The 21,868-nt window shown below is 48.8% G+C and carries 17 protein-coding genes and 6 tRNA genes; 16 read left to right on the forward strand and 7 right to left on the reverse strand.

What is annotated here, in order from left to right; genetic code table 11:
• Positions 1-48: 48 nt before the first annotated feature.
• On the reverse strand, positions 49-1,692 hold the full coding sequence (pgm, locus tag GC128_RS01885; protein WP_151992864.1) for a phosphoglucomutase (alpha-D-glucose-1,6-bisphosphate-dependent): 1,644 nt from the start codon (positions 1,690-1,692) through the stop codon (positions 49-51).
• A 25-nt stretch (positions 1,693-1,717) separates the two neighbouring features.
• Positions 1,718-2,257 (reverse strand): replication initiation negative regulator SeqA, encoded by a 540-nt coding sequence (gene seqA, locus GC128_RS01890; protein WP_151992865.1) that lies wholly within the window; start codon positions 2,255-2,257, stop codon positions 1,718-1,720.
• Positions 2,258-2,441: 184 nt separating this feature from the next.
• Here seqA and ybfF point away from each other — a divergent pair, with 184 nt between their 5' ends.
• The 4 genes from ybfF to fur all read left to right on the forward strand — a co-directional run bounded on the left by ybfF (position 2,442) and on the right by fur (position 5,052).
• Entirely contained in the window at positions 2,442-3,218 is a 777-nt protein-coding gene (ybfF, locus tag GC128_RS01895) for an esterase (RefSeq protein WP_151992866.1), read from the forward strand.
• 135 nt (positions 3,219-3,353) lie between these two features.
• Positions 3,354-3,635 carry a LexA regulated protein gene (gene ybfE / locus GC128_RS01900; protein WP_064517087.1) on the forward strand — a complete coding sequence of 94 codons (282 nt, stop codon included), beginning with the start codon at positions 3,354-3,356 and terminating at the stop codon, positions 3,633-3,635.
• Between the two features lie 151 nt (positions 3,636-3,786).
• Complete coding sequence (gene fldA / locus GC128_RS01905; RefSeq protein ID WP_034456675.1) at positions 3,787-4,317, forward strand: flavodoxin FldA; 531 nt, start codon at positions 3,787-3,789, stop codon at positions 4,315-4,317.
• Between the two features lie 282 nt (positions 4,318-4,599).
• The gene (gene fur, locus GC128_RS01910; protein ID WP_034456677.1) at positions 4,600-5,052 is read left to right on the forward strand and encodes a ferric iron uptake transcriptional regulator; all 453 of its coding nucleotides are present in this window, start codon (positions 4,600-4,602) and stop codon (positions 5,050-5,052) included.
• Positions 5,053-5,249: 197 nt separating this feature from the next.
• Here the strand turns inward: fur and chiQ are convergent, their stop codons facing one another.
• The 4 genes from chiQ to nagE all read right to left on the reverse strand — a co-directional run bounded on the left by chiQ (position 5,250) and on the right by nagE (position 11,365).
• Positions 5,250-5,582 carry a ChiQ/YbfN family lipoprotein gene (gene chiQ, locus GC128_RS01915; protein ID WP_151992867.1) on the reverse strand — a complete coding sequence of 111 codons (333 nt, stop codon included), beginning with the start codon at positions 5,580-5,582 and terminating at the stop codon, positions 5,250-5,252.
• 47 nt (positions 5,583-5,629) lie between these two features.
• The gene (gene chiP / locus GC128_RS01920; RefSeq protein ID WP_151992868.1) at positions 5,630-7,027 is read right to left on the reverse strand and encodes a chitoporin ChiP; all 1,398 of its coding nucleotides are present in this window, start codon (positions 7,025-7,027) and stop codon (positions 5,630-5,632) included.
• Positions 7,028-7,499: 472 nt separating this feature from the next.
• A complete protein-coding gene (gene glnS / locus GC128_RS01925; protein ID WP_151992869.1) occupies positions 7,500-9,167 on the reverse strand; it encodes a glutamine--tRNA ligase in 1,668 nt (555 codons plus the stop codon).
• A gap of 176 nt (positions 9,168-9,343) precedes the next feature.
• Positions 9,344-11,365: an N-acetylglucosamine-specific PTS transporter subunit IIBC gene (nagE, locus tag GC128_RS01930; protein ID WP_151992870.1), complete on the reverse strand. Its 2,022-nt coding sequence runs from the start codon at positions 11,363-11,365 to the stop codon at positions 9,344-9,346.
• Between the two features lie 333 nt (positions 11,366-11,698).
• Between nagE and nagB the strand changes: the two genes are divergently transcribed.
• The 11 genes from nagB to GC128_RS01985 all read left to right on the forward strand — a co-directional run bounded on the left by nagB (position 11,699) and on the right by GC128_RS01985 (position 18,713).
• On the forward strand, positions 11,699-12,499 hold the full coding sequence (nagB, locus tag GC128_RS01935; protein WP_064517071.1) for a glucosamine-6-phosphate deaminase: 801 nt from the start codon (positions 11,699-11,701) through the stop codon (positions 12,497-12,499).
• Between the two features lie 83 nt (positions 12,500-12,582).
• A complete protein-coding gene (nagA, locus tag GC128_RS01940; protein ID WP_151992871.1) occupies positions 12,583-13,731 on the forward strand; it encodes an N-acetylglucosamine-6-phosphate deacetylase in 1,149 nt (382 codons plus the stop codon).
• A gap of 7 nt (positions 13,732-13,738) precedes the next feature.
• A complete protein-coding gene (gene nagC, locus GC128_RS01945) occupies positions 13,739-14,959 on the forward strand; it encodes a DNA-binding transcriptional regulator NagC (protein WP_151992872.1) in 1,221 nt (406 codons plus the stop codon).
• A 62-nt stretch (positions 14,960-15,021) separates the two neighbouring features.
• The gene (locus GC128_RS01950; RefSeq protein ID WP_151992873.1) at positions 15,022-15,774 is read left to right on the forward strand and encodes an HAD-IIA family hydrolase; all 753 of its coding nucleotides are present in this window, start codon (positions 15,022-15,024) and stop codon (positions 15,772-15,774) included.
• A 455-nt stretch (positions 15,775-16,229) separates the two neighbouring features.
• Positions 16,230-17,894 (forward strand): asparagine synthase B, encoded by a 1,665-nt coding sequence (gene asnB, locus GC128_RS01955; RefSeq protein ID WP_151992874.1) that lies wholly within the window; start codon positions 16,230-16,232, stop codon positions 17,892-17,894.
• A 250-nt stretch (positions 17,895-18,144) separates the two neighbouring features.
• A tRNA-Met gene (locus GC128_RS01960) sits at positions 18,145-18,221 on the forward strand.
• A gap of 16 nt (positions 18,222-18,237) precedes the next feature.
• Positions 18,238-18,322: transfer RNA gene (locus GC128_RS01965), tRNA-Leu, on the forward strand.
• Positions 18,323-18,341: 19 nt separating this feature from the next.
• Positions 18,342-18,416, forward strand: a tRNA-Gln gene (locus GC128_RS01970).
• 39 nt (positions 18,417-18,455) lie between these two features.
• Positions 18,456-18,530: transfer RNA gene (locus tag GC128_RS01975), tRNA-Gln, on the forward strand.
• Positions 18,531-18,555: 25 nt separating this feature from the next.
• Positions 18,556-18,632, forward strand: a tRNA-Met gene (locus tag GC128_RS01980).
• Positions 18,633-18,638: 6 nt separating this feature from the next.
• Positions 18,639-18,713 (forward strand) — tRNA-Gln (locus tag GC128_RS01985).
• Positions 18,714-18,825: 112 nt separating this feature from the next.
• On the opposite strand, the gene ubiF is transcribed toward GC128_RS01985, so the two are convergent.
• Positions 18,826-20,001: a 3-demethoxyubiquinol 3-hydroxylase gene (gene ubiF, locus GC128_RS01990; RefSeq protein ID WP_151992875.1), complete on the reverse strand. Its 1,176-nt coding sequence runs from the start codon at positions 19,999-20,001 to the stop codon at positions 18,826-18,828.
• Between the two features lie 260 nt (positions 20,002-20,261).
• Between ubiF and miaB the strand changes: the two genes are divergently transcribed.
• Positions 20,262-21,689 (forward strand): tRNA (N6-isopentenyl adenosine(37)-C2)-methylthiotransferase MiaB, encoded by a 1,428-nt coding sequence (gene miaB, locus GC128_RS01995; RefSeq protein ID WP_151992876.1) that lies wholly within the window; start codon positions 20,262-20,264, stop codon positions 21,687-21,689.
• Positions 21,690-21,868 lie beyond the last annotated feature (179 nt).

Here is a 21,868-nt window from a genome sequence, read left to right on the forward strand (position 1 = left end):
GAAACATACAAAAAAAGCGCCTTTCGGCGCCTTTTTCACTTTTGCGAATTACTTCGCGTTTTTCAGCACTTCGCTGACAATCTCTACCGCTTCTTTCTCAATTTGCAGGCGATGTTCCGCGCCTAAGAAACTTTCACAATAGATTTTGTACGCATCTTCCGTACCGGAAGGACGTGCAGCAAACCAGCCGTTTTCAGTCATCACTTTCAGGCCGCCGATGGATGCGCCGTTGCCCGGAGCCGCCGTTAAGCGTGCCGTGATCGGGTCACCCGCCAGGGTGCTTGCGCTCACCATTTCTGGGGAGAGTTTAGACAGCGCCGCTTTCTGAGCGGAAGTGGCGGAAGCCTGCAGGCGGTTGTAGCTTGGCGCGCCGAAGCGTTCAGCCAGTTCGTCGTAATGCTGCTGCGGGTTTTTGCCGGTTACAGCAGTAATTTCTGCCGCCAGCAGGCACATGATGATGCCGTCTTTATCGGTAGACCATGGCGTGCCGTCGAAACGCAGGAACGATGCCCCTGCGCTCTCTTCGCCACCAAAACCGAAGCTGCCATCGAACAGGCCGTCAACAAACCATTTGAAGCCAACCGGAACTTCTACCAGTTTGCGGCCCAAATCGTTAACCACGCGGTCAATCATCGCGGAAGACACCAGAGTTTTACCGACGGCAACATCTTTGCCCCACTGCGGGCGGTGCTGGAACAGATAGTTAATCGCAACAGCAAGATAGTGATTTGGATTCATCAAACCTGCAGGAGTGACGATACCGTGGCGGTCGTAATCCGGGTCATTGGCGAAAGCCAGGTCGAACTTGTCACGCAGCGCCAGCAGACCTTCCATTGCGCACTCGGATGAACAATCCATGCGGATCGCGCCATCTTTGTCTAGATGCATAAAGCGGAAGGTTTGATCAACATGATCATTAACAATCGTCAGATCCAGATTGTAGTGTTTGGCGATGCGCTGCCAGTATTCGATACCGGAACCACCGAGTGGATCAACACCCAGCTTCAGGCCCGCTTTCTGGATGGCGGCCATATCAACGATATCCACCAACCCTTCAATAAACGGTTGCACCAGATCTTGCTCTTGTACGTGACCACTTTTCCACGCCTGATCAAGAGAGATACGTTTCACGTCTTTCAGACCTGCGGCCAGCAATGCATTGGCACGATCTTCAACAACTTTGGTGACATTAGTATCAGCCGGGCCACCATTTGGTGGATTGTATTTGATACCACCATCATCAGGCGGGTTGTGTGAAGGGGTAATAACGATACCGTCTGCCAGTGCACCGCCATTTTTGTTATGCGTCAGAATGGCGTGAGAGATAGCCGGCGTTGGCGTGTAGCCATTCGCCTGCTGCACAATGACATCCACACCGTTCGCAGCCAGCACTTCCAGTACGGAGATAAACGCAGGTTCAGACAGCGCGTGGGTATCTTTACCCACGTAGCACGGCCCGGTAATGCCATTTTTTGCACGATCTTCTGCAATCGCCTGAGCAATCGCCAGAATGTGAGGCTCGTTGAAGTTTTGACGTGCCGCACTACCACGGTGACCGGATGTCCCGAACTTCACCGCATGTTCGCTATTCCCCACTTCAGGCTTCAGTACATAATACTGGGCCGTCAGTTGGGCTACGTTAATCAAATCGCTCTGTTGTGCCGGTTGTCCTGCACGAGGGTGGTTAGCCATTGGCCTTTCCTTCTGACGCGAGGTGTTAAATTGTGCCGCAAACCTTTTCAATCAATTCCGCCGGGAACTGCATTGATTGCATGATGTGTTCTATCATGCTGCATTTACGACCAGTATTGGTGTTAGTAATAACCCAGTATGGCGTTCCTGGAACATGCTTAGGTTTGGTCTGGTTTCCGTTTTGCAGCAACGTCTGTTCATTACCTGCAAAATAGACACGTGTACGACCATGCAGCGATTCAGTCGCTTCACCAAAAGCTTGAGCATCAAGTGTATACAGAGTTGAAAGCACCATCATGAAACGGTTAACCGCTTTCTTTTGCTCCGCATATTCATCGGACAGCAGTAATTCACGAACCGCACGAACGCGATCGCGTGCTTTATTTACGGGTTTGGCTTCCGGAGCAGTTGCGGCCGTCTGACCGGTAGTTGCTGGTGTAGCTGGAGTTTGGCCGGCGGTAAATTTCAACATGCGCCGTAAAATATCGGACGCGCTTTCACCAATGTGCTGCGTGTGGCTGGCAATATAGCGATAGAGCTCGTCATCAACTTCAATTGTTTTCATCTTAATCCAGTGCGATATCTTTTCTGAATGCAAGTAATTGGGATTATAAGGACAAATCCCAACCTCGGGTAGCGCCAAGCTTTTGTCGCACCACAAAGTCAGACTAAACTGGAAATTTGCGGCAGTGCGGCAGGATGCCGTTATGATACCCTAACCACACGAAGTAAAAAAAAAGAACTTTGCCATGAAATTGAATGCTCGCCTGCAAACTGCGCAACAATCGACTAGTAATTCCCCCATCGTCCTTATTCACGGTCTTTTTGGTAGCCTTGATAACCTGGGCGTGCTGGCCCGTGACCTTGGGCAGGATCATGATTTACTGCAAATCGATCTACGCAACCACGGGTTATCGCCACGAAGCGAAGAGATGAACTACGCCGCGATGGCGCAAGACGTCGTCGAAACGCTCGACGAGTATGGCATTGAGAAAGCCATTATTATTGGCCATTCAATGGGTGGCAAAGTGGCAATGGCACTGACTGCCATTGCCCCGGAACGTATTGATAAACTAGTGCTGATTGACATTGCCCCAGTGGATTATCAAGTTCGGCGCCACGATGAAATTTTCGCAGCGATTAATGCAGTTACCGAGGCAGATGTTAAAACTCGCCAGCAGGCCGCGACCGTGATGCGCGAGCATCTTAATGAAGAAGGCGTTATTCAGTTCTTGCTGAAGTCTTTTGCTGATGGTGAGTGGAAATTCAATGTGCCGGTACTGTGGGAGCAGTATGAGAATATTGTAGGCTGGCAAAACATTCCTGCATGGAATGAACCCGCGCTATTTATTCGCGGCGGGGCGTCTCCTTATGTTGATGAATCACATCGTAGCCAGTTGCTTTCGCAGTTCCCGCAGGCACGTGCGCACGTCGTGGCCGGGGCTGGTCACTGGGTTCATGCTGAAAAACCTGATGCTGTTTTGCGCGCAATCCATCGTTTTATCGACGAATCCGCAGCAAACTGATTAAAAACAAACCGACTGGCCGCAAGTTGCGGCTAACGCGTTGGCGCGCAAGCCATGCTGATGTATGATTGCGCGCTAAATTGCGCCAGAGCACCCCGCTCCGTGCCACCTGAATTCCCTGTCAGTAGTCTAATCATGGCAAAAGAACAAACGGACCGTACTACATTAGATCTGTTCGCGGACGAGCGTCGCCCGGGGCGACCAAAAACCAATCCGCTAACGCGTGATGAGCAATTGCGTATCAACAAACGCAACCAGCTCAAGCGCGATAAAGTACGCGGCCTGAAGCGAGTGGAGCTAAAGCTCAATAACGATGCGGTAGATGCTCTCAATCAGTTGGCTGAAGCGCGCAATATCAGTCGTAGTGAATTGATTGAAGAGATACTTCTCGAACAACTGAAGCAACATCTCAGTTAGTTTTAGTGCTATGCCCTGGTATGCAATTTTGCAGTCTGTGCACACCGGGGCGATAGCAGTTTCCGCACCACGAAGTGTTCTGCTATGATTGCCCTATCTGTGGCCAAATAGCAGCCACCATACCATTAAGTATCAAGAGGTTATTTTACTCATGGCAATCGTAGGCATTTTTTTCGGCAGCGACACTGGTAACACCGAAAATATCGCGAAGATGATTCAAAAACAGCTCGGTAAAGATGTTGCTGAGGTGCATGACATTGCTAAGAGCAGCAAAGAAGACCTGGAAGGCTTCGACATTCTGCTTCTCGGCATTCCAACATGGTATTACGGCGAAGCCCAGTGTGATTGGGACGATTTCTTCCCAACTCTGGAAGAAGTTGATTTCAATGGCAAACTGGTCGCGCTGTTCGGTTGCGGTGACCAGGAAGACTACGCAGAATACTTCTGTGACGCATTAGGCACTATCCGCGACATCATTGAACCGCGTGGTGCAGCAATCGTCGGTCACTGGCCAACTGCTGGTTACCATTTCGAAGCATCTAAAGGTCTTGCAGACGATGACCACTTTGTTGGTCTGGCGATTGACGAAGACCGTCAACCAGAACTGACTGCTGAACGTGTTCAGAAGTGGGTCAAACAAGTTTCTGAAGAACTGAACCTGGCTGATATCATCAACGCCTGATTCCAGATGTGGCGCAACTATTAGGTTGCGCCACATTGATAGTTATTTCCGATTAAAATAATTGCTACAAATTTTTAACTTTTCAGTTTGTCCCTGTACAATGAACTCCTGACAAAATAGCTAACAAGGCAATCAAATCGCGACTCAACCGCCATTTCTTAGCTTGATTATGCATAATACTTGCGGTTCCCATTTAGAAGTGGCAGTTCTATAATGAGACGCATTCATCTTAACGCTCACCCTGAGTCCGAGCGAATCGTTAAGCAACAGGACAATTTCCGCATGACTGACAACAATACCGCATTAAAGAAGGCCGGCCTGAAAGTCACGCTTCCGCGATTAAAAATCCTTGAAGTGTTGCAAGGGCCGGTGAACCATCACGTCAGTGCGGAAGACTTATATAAACGTCTGATTGATATGGGCGAAGAGATTGGTCTCGCCACAGTTTATCGTGTATTAAACCAGTTTGATGATGCAGGCATTGTGACTCGCCATAACTTCGAAGGCGGCAAATCCGTGTTCGAACTTACACAACAGCATCACCATGACCACCTGATTTGCCTGGATTGTGGCAAAGTTATTGAATTCAGCGATGATTCAATTGAAGCCCGCCAGCGTGAAATCGCATCTCGTCATGGTATTCGTCTGACTAACCACAGCCTGTACCTTTATGGTCACTGCGCTGAAGGTGATTGCCGTACCGACGAAAACGCACACGAAATCAGCGAAAAGTAATCTGCATATTCTGAACACATATACCCTAAATAATTCAAGTTGCAGGAAGGCGGCAACGCAGTGAATCCTCAGGAGCTTACTCAAGTAAGTGACTGGGGTGAGCGAGGAAAGCCAACGCACATGCAGCTTGAAGTATGACGGGTATAAAAAAACCGGTGAACAAACTCACCGGTTTTTTTATTGCCTGAATTCAGCGATTACTTATTGTTAGCGCGAATCTCTTGCCAGATTTTATCGCATTTTGCTTTCACAGCCTGGTCATTACCAGTACGTGTTGCCTGAATGCAGTTCTGGTAATCCAGGGTGCGAACCGTTTCTTTCTTCGCAAACTCCTGGTGTTCCTTCTCCTGAGCCAACACATTCAATACACTTTGGCAGGCCTGAATTTTATCCGGATTGCCTTCTGCGGTGTTAATACAGGCACTATACGCTTGCTTTAGTTTTGTATCTTCCGGAGCCGTTTTAGGTTGCTGCTGCGCACACGCACTCAAACCTAACGCCATCACCATAGTCAGTACGATTTTTTTCATGCTTGATATCCTTAAGAAAACCGGGCGTTTTCACGCCCGGATTCGAATCAGAAGATGGTAAACGGTGCGATGACGATGAATTTCACGTCACGCTCATCCTGGAAGATGTTGCCGTAACCACCGCCCCAGCTTGGGATGTCTGAATGGTTGTCGTACTGAGTGAAGTGCAGTTTGAACAGCGTGCCCTTCGCACGCCCATCCTGAACGGTGTACAACGCATCAAGGCTGTATGCAGATTCTTTCAGGCGATTATCCGCATCGTAGTAACCGTCAGTGGTTGGTTTAGAGCTTGGTTTAGCATCCCATGCATACACATAAGAAGCACCCACTGCCCAACCGGCCAGGTTCCAGTTGCTCAGGTCATACATAGCGCCTGCAAATACTGCTTTTTCACCGTTGGCGTTGAAGTCAGAGCGGTTATCCCACCACACATCAAGACGACCGTTTGAAGATGCATAAGTTGGGGTCATACGCTGCAGGAAGTAACCTTGCTGGCCATCGGCCTTCACAATAGTTCCTTCAAGACGCAAATCAACCTGGCCTACTCTGTATCCAAGAGTCAATGCCTGCAACCATGCAGTGCCATCGTACAGATCGTTAACGCTGCCATCAGAAACTTTGTCACGCGTACCGTAGAACTGGTAGCTGGTTGTTAACGGGCTACCCGCGATATCAAATTTGTAGCTTGCTTTGGTGAAGTACTGATCAACGTAGCCTTCAGCCTGCCCAAATGCCGCTTCGAGAATGAAATCATTTTTGAAGTCATATTTCGCACCAAGAGAGTGTAAATATTCAACTTTGGTGTTTTTGTCATTCTGATAGAACTTGTCCATTTCCAGGTGCCATGGAGCTTTATACTCGTTGGTCCACATGTAGGAGAAGCTCAGCGCACCAGAATCGCCGTAATCAAAGTTTGCACCGGCTTCAGCGCCCTGGTAAGTACCAGGCATGAAGCTCCAGTGTGGTGCGAGCAAGGTTTGCCCGGTTGGCTGAATGTAACCGCCACGCGCCCAAACCGGGCCGTATTTGAATTTAGCTGCGGCTTTATAAAGGCTAATGCCACTTTTATCACCGGAGAAATCTTCATCGTAAGCTTTGTTTACAGAGGAGAATGCGATTTCGTTCGGGTGACCGCTGTCACCGTTTTCTGCCATTTCGATAGCAGTAAAGGCCGCAATATCCAGACCGAACATGTCAGCGGCGAAACCAGACTGGAAGTCCAGATTGGCGTTCCAGGTGGAATGCGCAAGGTTAGTTTCATATTTATCAGTCGTAACATCTTTACGGTCACGCTCACGCTGCCAGTAATAAACACCACCGGTCAGAGTCGAGTCATCCACAAAGCCTGCTGCGCTTGCCTGAGGGATGACTACCAGTCCTGAAAGAGCCGTGACACCTGCAATTGCAAGCGCCAGTGCACTACGTTTGCCACTAAACGTACGCATATATTATTCCTCTTTGACGTATCAATAATCGCCGGACGTTAAAAGACGCCTTATGGCGAAAAAAAGTAAAAATGCCTAACGGCTAAAGCGGTTATGAATATTTGCCCGCATTACTGCTGTGCTTAAGACTATTTTTCGCGACGCGAATTATCAACGACTTTGTAAGAGTTCATTCCGATATTATGACAGAGAGCACATAATTTATGAGTATTTGTAACAAATCATGCCTTGAGAGTTTTATCTTGATAATTACAAATTATAAAATATAAAACTCCACATGAGAGCGCTCACATAATTAAAATAAGAATTTTTAATGTTCCGAGGTTGACCATTAAAAGTAGATAGGAAGAAGTGTAAATAACATTAATTCGCAACGCGAATGTGAAGATATATTTAAGCAAATGATTATAAAGCAAAAAAAAACGCCGCGATTTGCGGCGTTTTTGTCAGCTATTGACTTAGTAAAAAGGGGCTATTCGCCCATTTTCGCCCAGGTATCACGCAAGCCAACGGTACGGTTAAATACCAGTTTTTCGGCAGTTGCATAACGGCTATCCAGGCAGAAATAACCTTCGCGCTCGAACTGATACGCTTTGCCTTTTTCGGCATTTTGCAGACTTGGTTCGACGAAGCCTTGTTTGATAACCAGTGATTCCGGGTTAATCGTTGCAAGGAAATCTTCTGCAGCCCCTGGGTTTGCAACGCTGAAGAGGCGGTCATAAAGGCGAATCTCAACAGGCAATGCATGTTCCGCACTCACCCAATGAATCACACCTTTAACTTTACGGCCATCAGCTGGGTCTTTGCTTAATGTGTCCGGATCGTAGGAGCAATGCAGCATGGTGATATTCCCAGCTTCATCTTTCTCAACGCGATCGGCTTTAATCACATATGCATTACGCAGGCGTACTTCTTTGCCCAACACCAGACGCTTATATTGCTTGTTAGCTTCTTCACGGAAGTCAGCTCGATCGATATAGATCTCGCGGCTAAACGGTACCTGACGGCTACCCATCTCTGGTTTGTTAGGATGGTTAGGCATCGTTACCATTTCAACTTCACCCTGTGGGAAGTTTTCGATGATAACTTTAACCGGGTCGAGAACAGCCATAGCGCGCGGTGCGTTCTCGTTCAGGTCATCACGGATACAAGATTCCAGAGATGCCATTTCAACCGTGTTGTCTTGCTTAGTCACACCAATGCGCTTACAGAACTCACGAATAGAAGCGGCAGTATAACCACGACGACGCAGACCCGAGATGGTTGGCATACGTGGGTCATCCCAGCCCTCTACAACCTTCTCAGTCACCAGCTGGTTCAGCTTACGCTTAGACATGATGGCGTACTCGAGATTCAGGCGAGAGAACTCGTACTGACGCGGATGCGCAGGAATTGTGATGTTATCCAACACCCAGTCATACAGACGACGGTTGTCCTGGAATTCCAGCGTACACAGGGAGTGCGTAATGCCTTCCAGCGCATCGGAAATGCAGTGGGTGAAGTCGTACATCGGGTAGATGCACCACTTGTTGCCGGTCTGGTGGTGTTCGGCAAATTTAATACGATAAATTACCGGGTCACGCATCACGATGAACTGCGATGCCATGTCGATTTTCGCACGCAGGCACGCAGTCCCTTCAGCAAATTCACCGTTACGCATCTTCTCAAACAGCGCGAGGTTTTCTTCCACGCTGCGGTCACGGTAAGGGCTGTTTTTACCCGGAGATGTCAATGAGCCGCGATATTCACGGATCTGCTCAGGCGATAGTTCATCCACGTACGCCAGCCCTTTATTGATCAGCTCAACAGCATAGTTGAACAGTTGATCGAAATAATTGGAGGAGTAGCGCACGTCACCAGACCAATGGAAACCTAACCATTCGACGTCGTGCTTGATGGAATCTACGAATTCGATGTCTTCTTTTGCCGGGTTGGTGTCATCGAAACGCAGGTTGCACTGGCCTTGATAATCTTGGGCGATACCAAAGTTCAGGCAGATGGATTTTGCATGGCCGATATGCAGATAACCATTTGGCTCTGGCGGGAAACGGGTGCAAATGCTGTTGTGCTTACCATTAGCCAAATCTTCATCGATAATCTGGCGAATAAAGTTAGTTGGGCGGGCTTCAGCCTCACTCATCGCGGGTTCCTCTGTGCAAAAACTTTAGTTATCGGCACATGATCTTATAAGCAAGCGTCGGAAACAACCTTTAGTTGCATAAATAAGGGTATAGGCGGGTGGCGTGCTAGAGGAACAAAAAAGCGGCTGGAGAAAATCTCCAGCCGCTAAAGGCACAATCTATGACTCAGGAGCGATTATTTGCCTTTAATTTCGTACAGAGGTGTTTGCCCCGCAACAACAGAACCTTGTGCCTGGAGTACCAGACCACTGTAGTCGTCGATGTTGCTACAAACTACTGGGCTAATCATGGAGCGGGCATTCGCATTCAGGAAATCAAGATCCATTTCCAGAATCGGCTGGCCTGCAACCACTTCAGCACCCTCTTCTACCAGACGAGTAAAGCCCTGGCCGTTCAGTGCAACGGTATCAATGCCCATATGGACAACGATCTCAGCACCTTTCTCGGTTTCCAGGCAGAACGCATGGTTGGTATTAAAGATTTTTACGATAGTACCGGCAGCTGGAGCGACAACTGTTTTTCCAGTTGGCTTTACAGCAACACCATCACCAACTGCTTTGCTGGCGAAGGCTTCATCAGGAACCTGGTCCAGCGCAACCACATCACCTGTCACTGGTGAAACCAGAGCAGCAATGGTTACAGCATTTGGAACTGCTTGTGGTTTAGCAGCAGCCACTGGCGCCGCGGTAGCAGCACTAACAGGAGCAGCCGCAACTTCACCTACAGTCTTCATGGAGTTGGCAATCTTCTCAGCCACGAAGCCGACGATGATTTGCACGCTGGTTTTGTTCAGACGGATAACACCGGTTGCACCCAGACGTTTCGCCAAAGCTTCATTAACCAATGAAGAGTCTTTCACGTTCAGACGCAGACGAGTGATACATGCATCAATACCTGTCAGGTTAGCTGAACCACCTACCGCTGCGATGTACTGACGAGCCAACTCAGTTACATCTTGAGAGGCGTTGGCGCTAACATTCACGTCCTGACCATCAGCTTCATCACCTGCAACAGCCAGTTCACGACCTGGAGTCAACAGATTGAATTTGTTGATAGTGAAACGGAAGACCACGTAGTAAATCACGAAGAACACGATGCCTTGTGGGATCAGCATGTACCAGTGAGTCGCCAGTGGGTTACGGGTAGAAAGCACCAAGTCCACCAGACCCGCACTGAAGCCGAAACCAGCAATCCAATGCATGCTTGCTGCGATAAATACAGAGATACCGGTAAGCACTGCGTGAATCAGATACAGAACTGGAGCAACGAACATGAAGGAGAATTCTAACGGTTCGGTGATACCAGTAAAGAAGGCAGCAAACGCACCCGCCATCATGATACCCAATACTTTGGCTTTATTTTCAGGACGCGCGCAGTGGTAAATTGCCAATGCAGCACCTGGAAGGCCAAACATCATGATTGGGAAGAAGCCAGCCTGATAGCGACCAGTAATACCAACGATACCAGTACCTTCAGCGATAGATTTAGCACCGCCAAGGAATTTAGGAATATCGTTAATACCTGCAACATCAAACCAGAACACGGAGTTCAGAGCGTGATGCAGGCCAACTGGAATCAGAAGACGGTTGAAGAACGCATAAACACCAGCGCCAATTGAACCCATTTTCTGGATGTGCTCACCAAAGTTCACCAGGCCGCTGAAAACGATTGGCCAGATGAACATCATGATGAAGGCAACAGCAATCATCACAAAGGAGGTAAGAATTGGAACCAGGCGACGACCGCTGAAGAAGGACAACGCTTTCGGCAACTCGACGCTGCTGAAACGGTTGTACAACTCTGCGGAGATAATCCCCACCATGATGCCCACAAATTGGTTTTCAATTTTAGTGAACGCCAATGGAACCTGATCCAATGGAATGTGTTTGATCATGGAAACAGCGGCTGGCGAACATAGAGTCGTCAAAACCAGGAAACCGACAAAACCGGTTAGTGCAGCAGCACCATCTTTATCTTTGGACATCCCGTAAGCCACACCAATGGCAAACAGCACTCCCATGTGGTCAATGATTGCAGCACCAGATTTGATGAACAACGCAGCTAATGCGCTATCACCACCCCAGCTAACCGGGTCAATCCAGTAACCAACACCCATTAAAATGGCTGCGGCTGGTAGCGTGGCTACCGGCACCATCAGCGCACGGCCAACCTTTTGCATATAACCTAGAATACTCACGTTAATTCCCCCTATGAGACCCCGTTAAGGCTCGTTCAAAGCAGTTTTATTATTGTGTAACAAACCTTGAAAGCATGACGAAGATTCGCCAACTTTCAGAGTGTGTGAAAAATTAATTCGTATCGCAAATTAAACACCCTTTTTTTGTGATTAAAATCACCAAATATTGTTATTCCACTCCCCTTTGGCTAGCTATCGACTAAAACTTATTTTATCATCCGAAAAATCAAGACGGATTGATCCCGTAATAACTGGTTCGAAACTGGTTTACCCTTAGAGGGTTCGGATAACAATCTGGCTAAAGCTACTTTCTATTAACTTATGAGGTGAATGATGAGACTGATTCCCCTGGCTACCCCAGCTCAAGTTGGCAAATGGGCAGCACGCCATATCGTTAAGCGTATCAATGCGTTTAATCCGACAGCAGATCGTCCTTTCGTGCTGGGCCTGCCAACCGGTGGTACTCCACTTGAAGCGTATAAAGCGCTGGTAGAGATGCACAAAGCGGGCCAGGTTAGCTTTAAAAACGTCGTCACCTTTAATATGGATGAGTACGTTGGTCTGCCAAAAGAGCATCCAGAAAGCTATCATACGTTCATGCACCGCAATTTCTTTGATCATGTTGATATCCCAGCGGAAAATATCAACCTGCTGAATGGCAATGCTGACGATGTTGACGCAGAGTGCCGTCGTTATGAAGAAAAAATTCGTTCATACGGTAAAATTCACCTGTTTATGGGTGGCGTGGGCAACGATGGTCACATCGCGTTCAACGAACCAGCTTCTTCTCTGGCTTCCCGTACTCGTATCAAAACCCTGACTCATGACACCCGTGTTGCAAACTCCCGTTTCTTTGATGGCGATGTTACTCAGGTTCCAAAATTTGCACTGACTGTGGGCGTGGGCACTCTGCTTGATGCAGAAGAAGTGATGATTTTGGTAATTGGTCATCTGAAAGCGCAAGCTCTGCAAGCAGCAGTGGAAGGCAACGTGAATCACATGTGGACCATTAGCTGTCTGCAACTGCACCCGAAAGCAGTGGTTGTTTGTGATGAGCCGTCCACCATGGAACTCAAAGTGAAGACGCTGAAGTACTTCAATGAGCTCGAAGCGGAAAACATCAAAGATCTTTAAATACTAACTTATACCCAAAATAATTCGAGTTGCAGCCAACACCTCTGCAACTTGAAGTATGGCGGGTATAACCGGGGGTAATTATGTTTGCATTAACTCACGGTCGGATTTATACCGGCCATGAAATTCTTGATGATCACGCGATTGTTATCGCGAACGGCCTAATTGAACGCGTTTGCCCGCGCTCAGATCTCCCTGCGGGTATTGAGACTCGCGATGTGGGTGGTGCAATCATTGCCCCCGGTTTTATTGATGTGCAGCTTAATGGTTGTGGTGGCGTTCAGTTCAACGATTCCGCAGATGCGGTTACCGTTGAAACGCTGGAAATCATGCAGAAAGCCAACGAGCGTTCTGGCTGTACCAGCTACTTACCGACACTGATCACCAGCAGCGATGAGCTGATGAAGCAAGGCGTGAAAGTGATGCGCGAATACCTGGCGAAATATCAGCACCAGGCTCTCGGTCTGCATCTTGAAGGCCCGTGGTTAAACATGGTGAAAAAAGGAACGCACAATCCAAGCTTCGTGCGTAAACCTGATGCAGAACTGGTTGATTTCCTGTGCCAAAACGCAGATGTGATCACTAAAGTCACTTTGGCACCAGAAATGGTTGGGCCTGAAGTGATTAGTAAACTGGTTGCTTCCGGCATTATCGTTTCAGCCGGGCATTCCAACGCTACTGTGAAAGAAGCCAAGGTTGGTTTCCGCGCCGGTATCACCTTTGCAACCCACCTATTCAACGCAATGCCATACATTACTGGCCGCGAACCGGGTCTTGCTGGGGCAATTTTTGATGAGCCAGATGTTTACTGCGGTATCATTGCCGATGGTTTACATGTGGACTATGCCAATATTCGTACTGCGAAAAAGGTCAAAGGCGATAAGCTGTGCCTGGTGACTGATGCAACTGCTCCGGCAGGCGCAAATATCGATGAGTTCATTTTCGCAGGAAAAACAATATACTACCGTGATGGTTTATGCGTAGATGAGAACGGTACGCTGAGCGGTTCAGCCCTGACGATGATTGAAGGGGTGTGTAACCTGGTCGAGCATGCAGGCATCGCATTAGACGAAGTCTTACGTATGGCCACCCTCTACCCTGCTCGTGCAATGGGTGTAGAGCAGCAATTAGGTACTATTGAAGCAGGGAAAGTCGCCAACCTGACGACCTTTACCCGCGATTTTAAAATCACCAAGACCTTTGTTAATGGTAACGAGGTCGTAACTGAGTAATTAAGGCATGACGACTGGCGGACAGGCTCAAATTGGTAATGTCGATCTGGTAAAACAACTGAATAGCGCGGCGGTATATCGCCTGATTGACCAACATGGGCCAATTTCTCGCATTCAGATTGCCGAACAGAGCCAGCTAGCACCTGCCAGTGTCACGAAAATTACTCGCCAGTTAATTGAGCGCGGGCTGATCAAAGAAGTTGATCAACAGGCTTCCACCGGGGGCCGCCGCGCTATCTCAATTATCACTGAAACCCGCAATTTCCATGCTATTGGCGTACGTCTTGGCCGCCACGATGCAACCATCACGTTATTTGACCTCAGCGCTAAACCGGTTGCCGAAGAGCATTATTCTCTTCCTGAACGAACTCAGGAAACGCTCGAGCATGCACTGCTAAACGCTATTGCCCAATTTATCGAACAAAACACACGTAAAATGCGCGAGCTGATTGCGATTTCCGTAATCCTGCCAGGCCTGGTCGATCCTGAAAGCGGTGTGATTCGTTATATGCCTCATATCCTGGTCAATAACTGGTCGTTAGTCGATAGCCTGGAAAAACAGTTCAAAGTGACTTGCTATGTGGGTCACGATATCCGTAGCCTGGCGCTTGCTGAGCACTATTTTGGTGCAACACACGATTGCGATGACTCCATTTTGGTGCGTGTCCACCGGGGTACAGGTGCGGGGATTTTGTCTAACGGGCGTATTTTTATTGGCCGTAACGGCAACGTTGGTGAGATTGGCCATATTCAGGTTGACCCATTAGGCGAGCGCTGCCACTGCGGAAACTTTGGCTGCCTGGAAACTATTGCCGCCAATGCTGCTATTGAACACCGTGTGCGCCATTTGCTCGAGCAAGGCTATAACAGCCGCCTGACACTTGAAGATTGCGATATTACTGCGATTTGTAAAGCTGCGAACAAAGGCGATGCCTTGGCCTGCGAAGTGATTGAACACGTTGGTCGCCACTTAGGCAAAGCCATTTCCATCGCGATTAACCTGTTTAATCCGCAAAAAGTGGTCATTGCCGGGGAAATCATCGAAGCCGAAAAAGTGCTTCTTCCCGCTATCGAAGCCTGCATCAATACTCAAGTATTGAAAGCATTCCGTAAGAACCTACCCGTCGTGCGCTCAAAACTCGATGACCGTTCAGCAATTGGTGCCTTTGCTTTGGTAAAACGCTCGATGCTGAATGGCGTTCTGCTTCAACGTTTGCTGGAAAGTTAACTCAGCCGTGAGCCTTTTTACGATATAGTTACGCCTTCCTGAAATGTGAGCCAAGGTAATCAATGACCATTCAGAATGTAATTTGTGATATTGACGGTGTGCTGATGCACGATAACGTCGCCGTACCGGGTGCTAATGAATTCTTAGCCCGCATCATGGAAAAGGGTATGCCGCTGGTTCTGCTGACTAACTACCCGTCGCAGACAGGTCAGGATCTGGCGAACCGTTTTGCGTCCGCGGGTATTGAAGTACCGGACAGCGTCTTTTATACCTCCGCAATGGCAACCGCGGATTTCCTGCGCCGTCAGGAAGGAAAAAAAGCGTACGTTGTCGGTGAAGGTGCGTTGATTCATGAACTGTATAAAGCTGGCTTTACCATCACCGATATCAATCCTGACTTTGTCATCGTCGGTGAAACCCGCTCTTATAACTGGGAAATGATGCACAAGGCCGCCTACTTCGTAGCAAACGGTGCGCGCTTTATTGCGACTAACCCTGATACACATGGCCGTGGTTACTATCCAGCCTGTGGTGCGCTTTGCGCGGGTATAGAGAAAATTTCTGGCCGCAAACCATTCTGTGTTGGAAAACCAAGCCCGTGGATTATCCGTGCCGCGCTTAATAAAATGCAGGCACATTCTGAGCAAACGGTAATTGTCGGCGATAACCTTCGTACCGATATTCTTGCCGGATTCCAGGCCGGTTTAGAAACCATTCTGGTGCTGTCAGGTGTTTCGACACTCAACGATATCGATGCCATGCCGTTCCGCCCTTCGTGGATTTATCCATCTGTGGCTGAAGTCGATATTATCTAACCGTTTAAGTGGTGGATGATGCATTCGCTAATCCACCCTATAAATTCGCATCCATCATTTAACGACTCCCTCCTGAAATTGCCGATCCGCTAATTATTCCGTCTATTCCCTCATCATTTTTCAATAATCGACAATCGCTATTGAACTATTTACCCCTGAAAGACTAAAGGGCTTGCATTCCCGTCAATGATTGCGCATTTTCATAGTCATGCAATGCAACTATTACCCAAAATAATTCGAGTTGCAGGACAAAAGGCTTTAGCCTTTTGAGCAGCGCTTGCGCTGACCTCGACAGAGGCGAGGCTTTGCCGAGTAACGCGGCAAGTGAAGGAATCCCGATGAGCTTACTGGAGTAAGTGATTCGGGTGACTGAATGCAGACAACGCATCTGCAACTTGAAGTATGAAGGGTAAAAACAATTTAATGGCTCACAGAAGCATTACGGAGAGAGTTCTATGTGTTCAATTTTTGGTGTTCTGGATATCAAGACCGATGCGGTCGAATTGCGTAAGAAAGCGCTCGAATTATCTCGCCTGATGCGCCACCGTGGCCCAGACTGGTCTGGTGTTTACGCTAACGATAAAGCCATTCTTTCCCATGAACGTCTCTCCATTGTTGACGTTAACGCTGGCGCCCAGCCGCTATACAACAAAGAAAAAACTCACGCTCTGGCTGTGAACGGTGAAATCTACAACCATCAGGCTCTGCGTGCAGAATACGGCGACCGTTACGAATTCCAAACCGGTTCTGACTGTGAAGTTATCCTAGCGCTCTATCAGGAAAAAGGCCCGGAGTTCCTTGACGATCTGCAAGGTATGTTCGCCTTTATTCTGTATGACGAAACTCAAGATGCTTACCTGATTGGTCGTGACCATATCGGCATCATCCCGCTGTATATGGGTCATGATGAACACGGCAACATGTACGTTGCTTCTGAAATGAAAGCGCTGGTTCCGGTTTGCCGCACTATTAAAGAGTTCCCGGCAGGCAGCTATCTGTGGAGCAAAGACGGTGAGATCCGCAGCTACTACCAGCGTGACTGGTTCGAATATGATGCAGTAAAAGATAACATTACTGATAAAAACGAATTGCGCCAGGCGCTGGAAGATTCCGTAAAAAGCCACCTGATGTCTGACGTGCCATACGGCGTGCTGCTGTCCGGTGGTCTGGATTCATCTGTTATTTCAGCAATTACCAAGAAATTTGCTGCGCGCCGTGTAGAAGATGAAGAACGTTCAGAAGCCTGGTGGCCACAGTTGCACTCTTTTGCAGTTGGCCTGGTCGGCTCTCCTGACCTGATAGCAGCGCAAGAAGTGGCAAACCACTTAGGCACTGTGCACCACGAAATTCATTTCACCGTGCAAGAAGGCCTGGATGCGATTCGCGATGTTATCTATCACATTGAAACTTACGATGTGACCACCATCCGCGCCTCTACCCCAATGTATTTGATGTCACGCAAAATCAAAGCAATGGGCATCAAGATGGTGCTGTCTGGTGAAGGTTCTGACGAAGTCTTTGGCGGCTACCTGTACTTCCATAAAGCGCCAAACGATAAAGAGCTGCACGAAGAGACCGTTCGTAAGCTGCAAGCGCTCCATATGTTTGACTGTGCGCGTGCTAACAAAGCGATGTCTGCCTGGGGCGTTGAAGCTCGCGTACCGTTCCTGGACAAGAAATTCCTCGATGTGGCTATGCGCATCAACCCGAAAGACAAAATGTGCGGCAACGGCAAGATGGAAAAACATATCCTGCGTGAATGTTTTGAATCTTATCTGCCAGCAAGCGTTGCATGGCGTCAGAAAGAGCAATTCTCTGATGGTGTAGGTTACAGCTGGATTGATACGCTGAAAGAAGTTGCTGCAGGCCAGGTCACCGACCAACAGTTGGAAACCGCAAGCTATCGTTTCCCGTACAACACACCAGGCTCTAAAGAAGCTTATTTGTATCGTGAAATCTTTGAAGAGTTATTCCCACTGCCAAGCGCTGCGCATTGCGTTCCAGGCGGCCCATCCGTTGCCTGTTCTTCAGCTAAGGCCATCGAATGGGATGAAGCATTCAAAACAATGAATGATCCATCAGGCCGTGCAGTAGGCGTTCACCAGTCCGCTTACAAATAATTGAGCAAAATGAATCACACGGGCCTACGGGCCCGTTTTTGTTTCTGCAATATTCCTCACCTCTTATCTGGGCTTTTCCCTAACATAAAACCACGAAATAACCGATTTTTGACGAATATTGCATCAAGCTGTTCGTAAGCTAATCAAACAGACAATTTACGCCAATTTTCGGGAAAAAATTGTTGACGCTAGAAGGCCAACTACGCATAATGCGCCCCGCAACGCCGATAAGGTGACGCAGAAAAAAGAAGGCTACTTAGCTCAGCTGGTTAGAGCACATCACTCATAATGATGGGGTCACAGGTTCGATTCCCGTAGTAGCCACCATTATTCTTTTTTTAGCGCGGGAGTGGCGAAATTGGTAGACGCACCAGATTTAGGTTCTGGCGCCGCAAGGTGTGCGAGTTCAAGTCTCGCCTCCCGCACCATTTTAAAGCGTTGCACAGTTGGGGTATCGCCAAGCGGTAAGGCACCGGTTTTTGATACCGGCATTCCCTGGTTCGAATCCAGGTACCCCAGCCAATTTTTCGACATAGCACGTTAGTTTTGTGCGCCCATAGTTGGGGTATCGCCAAGCGGTAAGGCACCGGTTTTTGATACCGGCATTCCCTGGTTCGAATCCAGGTACCCCAGCCAGTCGAAGAATAAAGTTTTAAAATTAGGCTACTTAGCTCAGCTGGTTAGAGCACATCACTCATAATGATGGGGTCACAGGTTCGATTCCCGTAGTAGCCACCATATTTTTGGGGTATCGCCAAGCGGTAAGGCTCTGGTTTCTGATACCAGCATTCCGAGGTTCGAATCCTCGTACCCCAGCCAAAAATGAAAAGCTCGCTTCGGCGAGCTTTTTGCTTTTCTGCATTTGGATATTCTCGTCAGAATTAAAGTCGGATGTCGCTAACGCTAATCCGACCTACGAAAGACTATCGACTCATAACCCTAACGCATACTTCAGCGCCTGGCGTTTAAGCACCCCACCACGTTCAGCCGCCATCAACCCTAAGTTTCGAATCACACGCAACGGCCCTAAAGTATTGCTAAAACCTGCGTAGAACAGATCCATACCGCTTTGCATCAGGAAATTATCCGCCTGTCTGCGCATCTGGTAGCGCTTCAAAATACGCGCATCTGCCCAGTTTTCACCGTAGCTACGCGCTTTAATCATCACATCAAGTAAAGCGTCCACATCACGATAACCTAGATTCACACCCTGCCCCGCTAATGGGTGAATGGTATGCGCGGCATCGCCAATTAATGCAAGCCCTTGCTGGGTGTATTGCAATGCATGGCGACGAGTCAGCGGAAATGCACCACTGGCAATCGGTGTTACTTTACCTAAGCGCTCCGGGAAACTCGCCTCAATCGCTTTATGCAGTTGCGGTATCGTCATATTTTGCAACTGGCGAATACGTGCCGGCGAATCGTACCAAACAAGCGAAGCCCAGTTATCAAAGAGGGGCAAAAACGCGTGCGGGCCGTTCGGCGTAAAATGCTGCCAGGTGCTATCGCCGGGTTCTTGTTCGCATTTTACCGTAATGAGCATACACGACTGACGATACTGCCAGGCATGAATACCAATTCCCGCCCAACGACGCACCTGTGAATTTGCGCCATCAGCTCCAATAACCATCGGAACCGTTAGGGTCCGCTCATCCGCAAAGTGTAACGTCCACTTCCCTGCCTGCCCGTGCATACGGTCAATGTGTGCAGGGCAAACCAACGTGACGTTCGGATGGGCCTCCAGCGCCTGCCACAACGCGAGCTGTAAAACCTGGTTTTCCACCATGTAACCCAGTTCCGGCAGCCCCAGTTCTTGCGCCTTAAAGCTAACGTGCGCACTTTCCCACTCCCAGGTTTCGAGCTGGCGATACGCATGGCTACGCATTGCCCGAACGGTATCCCACACACCAAGGGATTTCAGTAACGCGACTGAGGCGCTGCTGATGGCCGAGATGCGTACATCAGGTGGGCTTGCGGCATCAAAAGCTGCCGGAGCCTGATGCTCAATCACCGCGACCTGAAAACCATTTTGCGCAAGGCCAAGGGCTGCAGCCGCACCGACCATCCCCCCGCCAACTACCGCGACATCAATTGACTGATTCAACATGATGAGTTTGTCCTTAAATTGTCTATATTCAAGCTACTTTAAGATGCAGGCAGGCGGCAATTGAATGAATCCCGATGAGCTTACTCCAGTAAGTGATTCGGGTGAATGAGAGCAGCCAACAACCCTGCATCTTAAAGGGCGATGGATATATGCTGATTCTACCGGATTTTTACGCAGGTTTCGTAGGCTGGTCACATCAAGGCCAAAGCATTACAATACGCCGCCTGAATTCCTGGCTTTAACTGAGCAATGGCAAGTCGATGACAAAAAAACTCCATATCAAAACCTGGGGCTGTCAGATGAACGAATACGATTCATCGAAGATGGCCGATCTGCTGAATAGCACGCATGGCTATACGCTTACGGACAACCCAAAAGAAGCGGACGTATTGCTACTCAATACCTGCTCTATCCGTGAAAAAGCCCAGGAAAAAGTGTTCCATCTGCTTGGCCGCTGGAAACTCTTAAAGCGTAAAAATCCCAATATCATTATTGGCGTTGGCGGCTGCGTTGCTTCCCAGGAAGGTAAGCTGATTCGTAGCCGCGCACACTATGTTGATATTGTTTTCGGGCCGCAGACACTGCACCGCCTCCCGGAAATGATCAACAAAGTGAGTGGCAACCGTAGCCCAATCGTTGATGTCAGCTTCCCTGAAATCGAAAAATTCGACCGTCTGCCAGAGCCAAAAGCCGATGGCCCGACTGCATTCGTTTCTATTATGGAAGGCTGTAACAAGTATTGTACTTACTGCGTGGTGCCTTATACGCGTGGTGAGGAAGTGAACCGTCCGTGTGATGATGTGCTGTTTGAAATCGCACAGCTCGCAGCGCAAGGCGTGCGTGAAGTGAATCTGCTCGGCCAGAACGTGAATGCTTACCGTGGGCCGACTTTCGATGGTGGCATCTGTTCATTCGCTGAACTGCTACGCCTGGTGGCTGCCATTGACGGCATTGACCGCATTCGCTTCACCACCAGCCATCCGATTGAATTCACTGACGATATCATCGAAGTTTACCGCGATACTCCAGAACTGGTGAGTTTCCTGCATCTGCCGATTCAATGCGGTTCTGACCGCGTCCTGAATTTAATGGGTCGTACGCATACCGCGCTGGAATACAAATCGATTATTCGCAAACTGCGCGCCGTGCGTCCTGACATTCAAATTAGTTCTGATTTCATTGTTGGTTTCCCTGGCGAAACCCAGCAGGACTTCGAGCAAACCATGAAAGTCATTGGCGATGTTAATTTTGACGTGAGCTACAGCTTCGTCTTTTCTTCACGCCCGGGCACGCCAGCCGCCGATATGGTTGATGACGTACCAGAAAAAGAGAAATTGCAGCGCCTCTATATTCTGCAAGAGCGTATCAACCAACAGGCCATGGAATTTAGCCGTAAGATGGTTGGCACCACGCAGCGTGTCCTTGTCGAAGGCACCTCACGCAGAAACATTATGGAGTTGACCGGACGTTCCGAACACAACCGTGGCGTCAACTTTGCGGGCACCCCGGATATGGTCGGTAAATTTGTCGATGTTGAAATCACCGAAGTCGCGACCAACAACTCTCTGCGCGGAAAAGTGGTTCGCACCGAAAATGAGATGGGACTGCGTATTGCCGAGTCTCCGGAGTCAGTAATTGCTCGCACACGTAAAGAGAATGAGATCGGTGTAGGGTTCTATCAGCCTTAACCCCCCCTTCAATGCCCGAGCTACTTCAATATGCAGGTAGGCGGCAATCGAACGACAAATTCGTCGGGAACGAATTTGACCAGCCAGAGGCTGGCCTCCGGTGAGAGACAGGATGTCTCTCATTAATCCCGATGAGCTTACTCAAGTAAATGATTCGGGTGAATGAGAGCAGCCAACAA

It is taken from the genome of Buttiauxella massiliensis (assembly GCF_902500225.1).
Lineage (GTDB): Bacteria > Pseudomonadota > Gammaproteobacteria > Enterobacterales > Enterobacteriaceae > Buttiauxella > Buttiauxella massiliensis.

Bases quoted from the DNA above. Each gene is read 5' to 3' on its own strand.
- pgm (WP_151992864.1), bottom strand. From the start codon at position 1,692: ATGGCTAACCACCCTCGTGCAGGACAACCGGCACAACAGAGCGATTTG.
- seqA (WP_151992865.1), bottom strand. From the start codon at position 2,257: ATGAAAACAATTGAAGTTGATGACGAGCTCTATCGCTATATTGCCAGC.
- ybfF (WP_151992866.1), top strand. From the start codon at position 2,442: ATGAAATTGAATGCTCGCCTGCAAACTGCGCAACAATCGACTAGTAAT.
- ybfE (WP_064517087.1), top strand. From the start codon at position 3,354: ATGGCAAAAGAACAAACGGACCGTACTACATTAGATCTGTTCGCGGAC.
- fldA (WP_034456675.1), top strand. From the start codon at position 3,787: ATGGCAATCGTAGGCATTTTTTTCGGCAGCGACACTGGTAACACCGAA.
- fur (WP_034456677.1), top strand. From the start codon at position 4,600: ATGACTGACAACAATACCGCATTAAAGAAGGCCGGCCTGAAAGTCACG.
- chiQ (WP_151992867.1), bottom strand. From the start codon at position 5,582: ATGAAAAAAATCGTACTGACTATGGTGATGGCGTTAGGTTTGAGTGCG.
- chiP (WP_151992868.1), bottom strand. From the start codon at position 7,027: ATGCGTACGTTTAGTGGCAAACGTAGTGCACTGGCGCTTGCAATTGCA.
- glnS (WP_151992869.1), bottom strand. From the start codon at position 9,167: ATGAGTGAGGCTGAAGCCCGCCCAACTAACTTTATTCGCCAGATTATC.
- nagB (WP_064517071.1), top strand. From the start codon at position 11,699: ATGAGACTGATTCCCCTGGCTACCCCAGCTCAAGTTGGCAAATGGGCA.
- nagA (WP_151992871.1), top strand. From the start codon at position 12,583: ATGTTTGCATTAACTCACGGTCGGATTTATACCGGCCATGAAATTCTT.
- nagC (WP_151992872.1), top strand. From the start codon at position 13,739: ATGACGACTGGCGGACAGGCTCAAATTGGTAATGTCGATCTGGTAAAA.
- GC128_RS01950 (WP_151992873.1), top strand. From the start codon at position 15,022: ATGACCATTCAGAATGTAATTTGTGATATTGACGGTGTGCTGATGCAC.
- asnB (WP_151992874.1), top strand. From the start codon at position 16,230: ATGTGTTCAATTTTTGGTGTTCTGGATATCAAGACCGATGCGGTCGAA.
- ubiF (WP_151992875.1), bottom strand. From the start codon at position 20,001: ATGTTGAATCAGTCAATTGATGTCGCGGTAGTTGGCGGGGGGATGGTC.
- miaB (WP_151992876.1), top strand. From the start codon at position 20,262: ATGACAAAAAAACTCCATATCAAAACCTGGGGCTGTCAGATGAACGAA.